The organism is Candidatus Erwinia dacicola, assembly GCF_001756855.1.
Classification (GTDB): Bacteria; Pseudomonadota; Gammaproteobacteria; order Enterobacterales; family Enterobacteriaceae; genus Erwinia; species Erwinia dacicola.
Genome location: NZ_MAYS01000255.1, coordinates 1 through 4,330 on the forward strand (window position 1 = coordinate 1; position 4,330 = coordinate 4,330).

The 4,330-nt window shown below is 55.9% G+C and carries 3 protein-coding genes and 3 pseudogenes; 4 read left to right on the forward strand and 2 right to left on the reverse strand.

Going from position 1 to position 4,330, the window contains the following annotated elements; translation table 11 throughout:
• Positions 1-216: helix-turn-helix domain-containing protein (locus BBW68_RS16255; RefSeq protein ID WP_148127540.1), on the reverse strand; the 216-nt coding region annotated here is incomplete at its 3' end.
• 76 nt (positions 217-292) lie between these two features.
• Between BBW68_RS16255 and pldA the strand changes: the two are divergent.
• Both pldA and recQ read left to right on the forward strand, forming a co-directional pair.
• Positions 293-901: pseudogene (pldA, locus tag BBW68_RS07695) on the forward strand (phospholipase A); the annotation flags it as partial.
• 69 nt (positions 902-970) lie between these two features.
• Positions 971-2,809, forward strand: a complete 1,839-nt coding sequence (gene recQ / locus BBW68_RS07700) for an ATP-dependent DNA helicase RecQ (RefSeq protein ID WP_070134687.1) — start codon at positions 971-973, stop codon at positions 2,807-2,809.
• An 83-nt stretch (positions 2,810-2,892) separates the two neighbouring features.
• Here recQ and BBW68_RS07705 read toward each other — a convergent pair.
• Positions 2,893-3,360: pseudogene (locus BBW68_RS07705) on the reverse strand (LysE family transporter).
• A gap of 113 nt (positions 3,361-3,473) precedes the next feature.
• Between BBW68_RS07705 and BBW68_RS07710 the strand changes: the two are divergent.
• Positions 3,474-3,908 (forward strand): annotated as a pseudogene (locus tag BBW68_RS07710) (alpha/beta fold hydrolase); the annotation flags it as partial.
• A gap of 70 nt (positions 3,909-3,978) precedes the next feature.
• A partial coding sequence (locus BBW68_RS07715; RefSeq protein WP_148127480.1) for an IS6 family transposase occupies positions 3,979-4,330 on the forward strand: 352 nt, incomplete at its 3' end.

The window sequence follows — 4,330 nt, forward strand, 5'->3', positions numbered from 1 at the left end:
AGCGGCCACGCGCTCAAGGATATAGGGCTTGAACGGGTCAAGCTTGCAGGGTCTGGGTGCGCGAGGCTTGTAGCGGATATCCGCTACGGGCAGCGGGCTACGGATATATCTGCGAACGGTCTCACGAGAGCATGAAAGCTGGCGCGCGATGGCGCGTATCGACATGCCCTGACGGTGTAAAACACTCATCTCCACTCTGGTCTCCAATGTCATCATTGGCAGTGCCTTAAAACTGCCATTTTTACCCTGGGTCGGTCAGATTTACATCGGCAGGTGGGCCAGTTTTACATCGGTAGCGACAGCATTCCCGCTGTGGCGCGGTATTCTCGGTGAAAACTCGGTGCTTGGCGCATCCTATATTCAGAAATCTTGGTGGCAGCTATCTAACCGCAGCGCCTCTTCGCCGTTCCGCGAAACTGACTACGAGCCGCAGGTTTTCCTCGGCTGGGCAACAGACCCCAGCTTGGGTGGCTGGACGCTGCGTGATGTGGAAACCGGTGTGAGCCATCAGTCCAACGGTCGCGCCGACCCAACCTCGCGCAGCTGGAACCGCGTCTATGCGCGTCTGATGGCGGAAAACGGCAACTGGCTGGTGAAAGTGAAACTCTGGTACCGTATTCCAGAAAATGAAAATAATGACGATAACCCGGATATCACTAAGTACATGGGGTATTATCGCCTGACGGTGGGATATCAGTGGGGCGAGAACATCTTCAGCGTGAAGAGCCAGTATAACTGGAACAGCGGCTACGGCGGCGCTGAACTGGGCTGGAGCTACCCAATGACTAAGCATGTGCGTTTTTATACGCAGGTGTATAGCGGTTATGGTGAATCCCTGATCGATCACAATCATCGTCAAACTCGCGTCGGTGTAGGCGTGACGCTTAACAACCTGTTCTAAGGTCGCCGCTTACCGGGCAGGCACTGCCGCCCTGTTAAAAATTCAGTCATTTCAGATTTTGGGGACGATGTGTCTACGGCAGCAGTCATCAATAAAGAAACGCTGGCAGAGCAGGTATTACGCGATACCTTCGGCTACCAGCAGTTTCGTCCGGGGCAACAAACTATCATTCAGGAATCGCTTAACGGGCGCGACTGTCTGGTAGTCATGCCGACCGGCGGCGGAAAATCACTCTGTTATCAGATCCCGGCGCTGGTGCGCGAAGGGCTGACGCTGGTGGTGTCGCCGTTGATCTCGCTGATGAAAGACCAGGTAGACCAGCTGCTGGCAAACGGCGTGGCGGCGGCCTGCCTCAACTCGACGCAGAACCGCGAAGAACAGCAGGAAGTGATGGCGGGCTGCCGCACTGGCCGCATCCGCCTGCTGTACATTGCTCCTGAACGTCTGATGATGGATAACTTCCTCGACCAGCTGACGCACTGCAATCCAGCGATGCTGGCGGTGGATGAAGCCCACTGTATCTCTCAGTGGGGTCACGACTTCCGTCCGGAATATGGCGCTTTAGGCCAGCTGCGCCAGCGCCTGCCGGATGTGCCGGTGATGGCGCTGACCGCGACCGCCGATGAAACCACGCGTAACGATATTGCCCGCCTGTTACAGCTTGACGTTCCGCTTATCCAGATCAGCAGCTTTGACCGCCCCAATATCCGCTATACGCTGGTGGAAAAATTCAAACCGACCGAGCAACTGCTGCGCTATGTACAAGATCAGCGCGGCAAGTGCGGCATCATTTATTGTAACAGCCGGCTAAAAGTGGAAGACACCGCAGCCCGTCTGCAAAACCGTGGCCTGAGCGTTGGGGCTTATCATGCCGGAATGGATAATGCCCACCGTGCGCTCGTGCAGGAAGCGTTCCAGCGCGACGATCTGCAAATCGTGGTGGCGACCGTGGCATTCGGCATGGGCATCAACAAACCTAACGTGCGCTTCGTGGTGCACTTTGATATCCCGCGCAATATTGAATCCTACTATCAGGAAACCGGCCGCGCCGGGCGTGATGGCCTGCCTGCTGAAGCGTTGCTGCTGTACGATCCGGCCGATATGGCTTGGCTGCGTAAGTGTCTGGAGGAGAAAGCGCTAGGCCCGTTGCAGGATATTGAGCGCCACAAGCTGAATGCGATGGGCGCATTTGCCGAAGCGCAAACCTGCCGCCGCTTGGTGGTGCTGAACTACTTCGGCGAAGGCTGCCAGCAGGCGTGCAACAACTGCGATATCTGCCTCGATCCGCCGCGCCGCTACGACGGGCTGGTAGAGGCGCAGAAAGCGTTGTCCTGTATTTACCGCGTCGGCCAGCGCTTTGGTATGGGCTATATCGTTGAGATCCTGCGCGGGGCCAACAACCAACGCATTCGCGATATGCAGCATGATAAATTGCCAGTCTACGGCATTGGCCGCGAGCAGACGCACGAGCACTGGACCAGTGTGCTGCGCCAGCTTATCCACCTCGGTCTAGTGACGCAGAACATTGCGATGCACTCGGCGCTGCAGCTGACCGAAGCCGCTAGGCCAATCCTGCGCGGGGAAGCGCCGCTACAGCTGGCGGTGCCGCGCCTCGTCAGCATCAAACCGCGCAGCAATAGCCAGAAGTCGTTCGGCAGCAACTGTGACCACAAGCTGTTTGCCAAGCTGCGCAAGCTGCGTAAAGCGATTGCGGATGAAGAAAACGTGCCGCCATACGTGGTGTTTAACGATGCGACGCTGATTGAAATGGCGGAGCAGATCCCGATTACCGCCTCAGAGATGCTGAGCGTGAATGGGGTCGGTCATAAGAAGCTGAAACGTTTTGGCAAGCCGTTCCTAGTAATGATCAAAGAGCACGTCGACGTCGACGGCGACGATGTGGAGTAATGGATCACGGCGGGCCAACCACAAAACGGTCGGCCTCTCCTGCACTTGTCGGGGTCGACCAGAAAAAAGGTCGACCCGATTATTCAGGCCATTCTGCGCGCCGAAGCAAGCAGTGCACTCACCGCGATAAACAATCCGCCAAACGTCCCGTTCAACAACTTCATCTGATGTGGGCCTTTAATCCACACCGCAATGCGCGTCGCCAGCGTGGCGTAGCCAATCATCACAATAATATCGACCACCACCGTGGTGATGCCGGGCACCAGAAACTGCACCGCTTGGGGCTGATGCGGAAGAATGAACTGCGGGAGCAGCGCCGCGAGGAAAATGATGCTCTTCGGGTTCGTCAGATTAACCAGCTCGGCGCGGCGAAACAGCTTGCGGCGCAGCATCGCCACCGCGCTGAAATCAATCGCGCCGGATGAGCGCCACTGCACCGCGATAGCCGTGGCTAATGCCGGAACTCATGGTATTAATCGCCCTAGAGCCGGGCGACAGGCTTAAAAGATGCTGGTCGTTAATAAATAGATCAGCCACCATTCAATGGTCATTGGGTAAAGCTCCCTGAAAACGCTCAATTACGACACAATACGACATTGTTGAACGTTGCGCTATGGGTAACAATGTCCGCTGCCCGTAGTTTGTTTCTTCTGGAAAACGCCTGATGGAACATCTTAAAAACAGCTGGTTGACGCGGGAGAGAGCCTTCACCGCTTTTGCCACTGGCCCGCTGCTGAATTTCTGGAAGCAGCGTGAAGAGGGTGAGTTTACCGGCGTGGAAAACGTGCCGATCCGCTATGTCCGCTTTATTTCCCCGCAACACGATAAAGTTATTTTGCTGTGTCCCGGCCGGATTGAAAGCTATGTGAAATATCCCGAGTTGGCCTACGACCTGTTCCACAGTGGATACGACGTGGTGATTATCGACCATCGTGGCCAAGGGCGCTCCGGCCGACTTCTTGCTGATTCGCATTGCGGTCACGTGGTGGAATTTGAAGATTACGTCGACGATCTGGAAACCCTGTGTCTGAAAGAGATCGTCACATGCGACTATCGTCACCGCTACGCGCTGGCCCACTCGATGGGCGGGGCGATCCTCTGATGAAGGCACTGTTGCAAAGATCTGGCGATGGTAAACTGATGCCACTGTTTAGTTGAAGGAGCAGCACATGAACCCATTTAAAGGTCGACATTTTGAGCGTCATATTATCCTGTGGGCCGTCCGCTGGTACTGCAAATATGGCATCAGTTATCGTGAGCTGCAGGAGATGCTGGCTGAGCGAGGGGTAAATGTCGATCACACCACGATTTATCGATGGGTTCAGCGTTCTGCACCTGAGATGGAAAAGCGGCGGCGCTGGTACTGGCGTCAACCTTCCGGTTTTGGCTCATGGCATCTCGATGAAACCTACGTGAAGGTCAACGGACGCTGGGCTTATCTGTACCGCGCCGTCGACAGCAGGGGCTGCACCATTGACTTTTACCTGTCTTCACGTCGTCACACCAAAGCCGCCTATCGCT